General features: G+C 34.1%; 4 protein-coding genes. All 4 read right to left on the bottom strand.

What is annotated here, in order from left to right:
* Window positions 1–154 precede the first annotated feature (154 nt).
* Window positions 155–652: a cyclic pyranopterin monophosphate synthase MoaC gene (gene moaC, locus AB1630_10015; protein MEW6104125.1), complete on the bottom strand. Its 498-nt coding sequence runs from the start codon at window positions 650–652 to the stop codon at window positions 155–157.
* Window positions 640–1,497: a hypothetical protein gene (locus AB1630_10010; protein MEW6104124.1), complete on the bottom strand. Its 858-nt coding sequence runs from the start codon at window positions 1,495–1,497 to the stop codon at window positions 640–642. Before AB1630_10010 ends, moaC begins: the two co-directional genes overlap by 13 nt.
* 48 nt (window positions 1,498–1,545) lie before the next feature.
* Window positions 1,546–3,759: an O-antigen ligase family protein gene (locus AB1630_10005; protein MEW6104123.1), complete on the bottom strand. Its 2,214-nt coding sequence runs from the start codon at window positions 3,757–3,759 to the stop codon at window positions 1,546–1,548.
* A gap of 61 nt (window positions 3,760–3,820) precedes the next feature.
* Complete coding sequence (locus AB1630_10000; GenBank protein ID MEW6104122.1) at window positions 3,821–4,984, bottom strand: AAA family ATPase; 1,164 nt, start codon at window positions 4,982–4,984, stop codon at window positions 3,821–3,823.
* Window positions 4,985–5,293 lie beyond the last annotated feature (309 nt).

Here is a 5,293-nt window from a genome sequence, read left to right as displayed (position 1 = left end):
CTTACAGCTCCTGGGTATTACCCAGCATCCTACCCTTTGGTGTCCGGACTTTCCTCTGGATTCTATCCAGCGACCATCTTGCCTGGCATTTAAAAACTCAAAACTTAAAACGCAAAACTAAAAACTTTGGTTATATTTTTATTAAATCCTTACCTCAATTTTGCATTTTGCATTTTGAGTTTTGCATTTTATAATCTGTTTTTCCACCCTTTTTTGATATAAGCCGAATATCAGAAATTACCATTTCCCTATCAACAGCCTTACACATATCATAAATATTTAAGGCAGATAAAGCACATCCTACCAATGCCTCCATTTCAGGCCCTGTCTTTCCACAAAACCATACTTCTTGTTCTATCCTTATTCCATCCTCTTCAAAGAAAAACCTTACATCGCAACCTTCAATATTTAATGGATGGGAAAGCAATATAATCTCGTCTGTCTTTTTAGCACCCTGAATTCCTCCAATTACAGCAACGCTTAAAACATCGCCCTTTTTTGTCTTTCTTTCCTTTATGAGCTTAAGGGTCTCTTTTTTCATTATAATCTTGCAGGATGCAATAGCTTTGCGAAAGGTTTCTTTTTTTTCTGATATATCAACAATCTTTGGCCTTCCTTTCTTATCAATATGGGAAAACCCTATTTCTTCCATAACAAAAACATGCTTAAGAAATTTCCTGCTAGAGACCTTTTATGAGCCCTTTTTTTATCCTCCTCTTTTTCGGCATTTATCTTTGAAACCTCTTCTTCTTTTTTCTTGAGGGTATCTTCTATTTTTCTATTTAAAGACTCAATTATTCTCTCCTTTTCTTCCTTTGTAATAGCAAGTTTTTCCTTTAAGTCATCCATCTCTTTTAAAACAAGGGCATTTTTTTCACTAATTTCTTCCTTTTGTTTTGAAAGCTCTGCTACCTCATTCTGAAGGGAAAGGATTTTCTGAGATAAGGCAATCTTATCCTTTTCAAGGGCTTCTTCCCTCTCTTTGCTTTGTGTATCCAAAAGAGCTTCCTCCATCTCAGCCATAACAAGGTTTTTTTCGTTTTCCTTGTCTTTTATCCCTTGCTCAAGGCTTTTTTTCTCATCCTCCTTCATTAAAAGCTCATCTGATGCCTCTTTTATCTTTTTGTCCAATTCCCTATTTATCTTAGCAAAATGTTCATTCTCCAAAATAAGCCTTTGCCTTTCTTCTTCTATTCTAATATCTGGCTTAAAAACCACAACCTCCTTTGGCTTTCTTAAAACAAGCATTTTAATTTGCTCATCCTTCATTTTACTTTCTTCAACAAGATTAGCAATCTTTGTAGAATAAGTAGCCCTTTCGGATAAAAGCCTATTCATTCCCTTTTTAAGCTCCTTATTTTCTAAAAGCAGTGCATCTGTTTTTTTCCTTTCAGAGCTTATTTTTGGCTTCTCCAGAAGGAAAAATATCTGCAAGAATAAAGCTATTCCTATGCCAAAAAGGAAAACAACAAGCCATAAAAGATATTTATCCCTCATAAAACCATTATAATAATTTTTGTATTAAAAAGCAATTGTTTTTAAAAATTATAATCCTCCTTCCAGCATTTTTCTTGCCATTATTGCCCTTGGATCCTGTGGATATAAAAGGATAAACCTTTTTAGATATGGTTCTGCCTCTTTGAGTTTTTTCTTTTCAAACAGCAAAGAACCAACATAATAAAGGGAAAGATTGTCATCAGGGATAAATTCCAAAGCCTTTTTAAACCAAAAAAGGGCATCATCCTGCCTTTTCTGGCTAAATCTAATCTGGCCAATGTTTGTATAGGCATCCCTTAAGAATGGCTCAAATTTAATGGCATTTTTATATGCATAAACAGCCTCGTCTCTTCTATCTATTCCAGATGCAACTCCATCCAAATAATATGCACCACCCAAAAAATTCCAGGCAATGCTATCCTCTGGAAAAAGATTAACGGACTTTAAAGCAAAAACAATAGCCTCTTTTGTCCATAAGGGATTGGCTTTCTCCCTTGCCAGGGTAAGGTATGTATTCAAAAGCCCGTCATAGTAATCCTTATAGAATGGATTGAACCTTATTGCCTCCTTATAAATAGGGATAGCCTCAATAAGCCTTTTTGAACTATCATAAGCCTTTGCATGCTTAAATATGCAATCTGCCCTATACATATTTATAATAAAAAGAATACCAAGAAAGGCAATTAAGGATGTAATTCCAAAAATTGGCCATTTGATGAAGGAAAGGTCAATCTTAATATTTCCCTTTTTTTCATTAAGAAGGGATATAAGAAGACCCATAATAACCCACCAGGAGGCATTTATTGGAGGAATCCCAAATGAAAATAGATTGTTTGAATGATGTGCCATCCATGCTCCACCCAATCCTGCAAGGAGAATCCTTTTTTCATCAGATAATTTAGAGCGAATAATAGCGAAAAATAGGGAAAGGTGAAAAAGAAGGTATGAAAAAAGGCCAAGAAACCCTGTGGTTGATGTTATCTGCAAAAGGTCATTATGGGCATTCTGGTTTCTTGAATACTGGCCTTCTACCTCAACATGCTTTAGTGTCCTATACCTCGGATATACAGTCATCATTGTGTCAAGACCACAACCTAGAATTGGATAATCCTTAATTATATTAAGACAGGCTTTCCAGATATGAAGCCTTATTCCTATGGTGGTAACCCCCTCTTTTCCAAAGAGCTGGTCTGTTTTTTTCATTACACCAAATTCCCTTATACTCCTTATAAAAATCCCCCTTCCTGTAAAACCATAAAAGAAAAACAAGGGAAGAAAGAAAAAGCACAAAATAAAAAGGGGCTTTTTGTATTCCTTTAATCCTTTTAATCCAAGTGTAGCTAAAAAAAATAAGATTCCTCCAACCAATCCAACAAATGTTGACCTTTGTCTTATCTGAAAAAAGGACACAAAGAGGAAAGCGACTATAAAAAACAATATACCGATTGAAAGGTATTTTGCACCTTCTGAATTTTTCCTTTTCTTTGCCTCCTTCTTTATAGGGGATTTTTTAAAACCTAAAAGAAAAAGGGAAAAACAAGGAAAGAAAACAAGCATTCCATAATGACCAATCCATCCTATATTCCCAAATGTTGAATAAGAAGCCCTTCCTCCCTCCCATTGGATAAAATCCCATCCTTTAAGCTGTAGGTCATAATAAATCCCAGAGAGCAATCCTCCTATAATAAAGATTTTGACAAAGCCAATTGTTGTATCAACGCAGGAAAGAAATAAGAAAAAGCAAGAGAAATAAGCAAAGAAACAGAAAAATCCAACAGAGCTTTGTAATACTTGAAATCCTATTGTTGGTTGTGGTGGAAAGAAAAGAAGAAGGGCTATACTTAAGGCAATAGATGTATATAGCCTAATTTGCCAATTCTTTGTCCATATACCCTTTTCTCTATCTACAAAATTGGCTACTATAAACAAAAGAAGGGCATAGCAAAGTAAGGTTATTAGCCCTTCCTGAGATTTATATTCGCCGAATATGCTTTGAAGCTTTGATGTTGAGGCAATGGATGAAGCAATATTTACAAGGAGGAAGATAAAGAGAAAAAGGTTAATAATTGTTTTTTTAAATGGTATTTCTTTATAAAAAATAGCCCTTAAACACAAAAGATAAATGATGATAATCGAAAATAAATAGAGAATAATTGTCTTTGAAAGCCCAAAAAGGTCAGAAAGCCTTAAATCAAAATATAATGGCATAAGGAGGACAATAAGCCCAACACAAAGTTTTATAATAGAATCTATGATAAGCATAAGAAACAAAAAATGGTGGTGTTTATATTTTTGACTTTATCCACAAATACAGAATCATATCTCATAATATTTTACCTGTCCATAACTCCTCTAAAAAAGTTTTCCAAGGTAATATCTCTATCCCATTATGCAATCTTTTTTCTTCCTCATTACAAACTATAATGTTTCTTTTAGGGGAATATTCTTTCCGAAAAGCAAGCAAACCGGCTATGTCTTTTTTGTCAATAAGGTTGTTACCTTTTACCTCAAGAGCAATCTCTCCTCCTCCAAGCACAAAATCTATTTCCAAACCAGATTTTGTTCGCCAAAAATTTATTATGAAATCTTTACCAGAATAAGACCTGTAGGCAACAATTTCCATTAGTATAAAATGTTCAAAAGCCTTTTTGAATTCTAAACCTCGTTGTTCGGTAATATGTCTCTTGACCAAATATCCTGCAACGCCAACATCAAACATATAATATTTTGAGGCTTTGGTAATTACCTGACGGGATTGTTTCTTTTTAAACGGTTCAACCCTCACAGCCAATAATGTATCAATAAGGATTTGATAATATTCTTTAACTGTTTTGGCATCAACCCCACATTCGCGAGAAATGTTGGTATAGTTAGTTAACTCACCATGCGAATATCCCAAGGCATCAAAAAATCTTGAAAAAGCAGGGATATTACGCGTCAAACCTTCGGCAAAAACCTCTTCGCGTAAATAATCCTCTACATATGCCTTTAAAGATTTTTTACATTCCTCATAACTCTGTAAATAATGAATAGGTATCAACCCATGATTTAAAGCCCGCAATAAATCTAAATTCTTAATTTCAGAGCTTACAAGCGGAAATAGCTCATACCGCCATGCCCGACCACCCAATAGATTTGCCTGCCCTTTTTTTAGTTTTCTGGCACTTGAACCGCAAAGCACAAACCTTAAATCCTTATTTTCTATAAGCCAATGCACTTCATCTAATATCTTGGGAATTTTTTGGACCTCGTCAAGTATTATTGGTTCTTTAAGAACAGATTCATCCTTTGCCAATAACCACTCGCGTAAAAGTGATGGATTTTTTGTAAGGTTAAAAAATAGATCGCTTTTTAAGAAATCAAAGAATAAGCTGTTGGGAAATTTCTCTTTAAGATATGTGGTCTTACCTGTTTTTCGAGCGCCCCATAAAAATGCGGATTGTCTTTGTGGTAAATCTATATTCAAGATTCTTACAATATTTTCCATTTTTGTAGTCTTCTCCATATTGGTATTACTAATAAGGATTATACTCCATTTTAGTTTAAATGTCAAGATTAATATTCTTCATTCAGAATCTTCCCAGTGCTTGCCAGATAAAAGGAGAGAACAAAGCCTTTATCTCTACCGTAGGGCTTAATCACTTTTTCAACAGAGGCAAACTTAATATTAATTCTCAACTTATGAGCAAAAAATAGAATTTTAAGAATGAAAAAACTAAAAACTTAAAACTAAAAGCGAAAAACCACAATTCAAAACTAAAAACTAAAAGATTAAAACTTAAAGACTATACCTAAT

It is taken from the genome of bacterium, from assembly GCA_040753555.1.
Classification (GTDB): domain Bacteria; phylum UBA9089; class UBA9088; order UBA9088; family UBA9088; genus JBFLYE01.
This window is presented reverse-complemented; position numbering and strand designations above follow the sequence as displayed.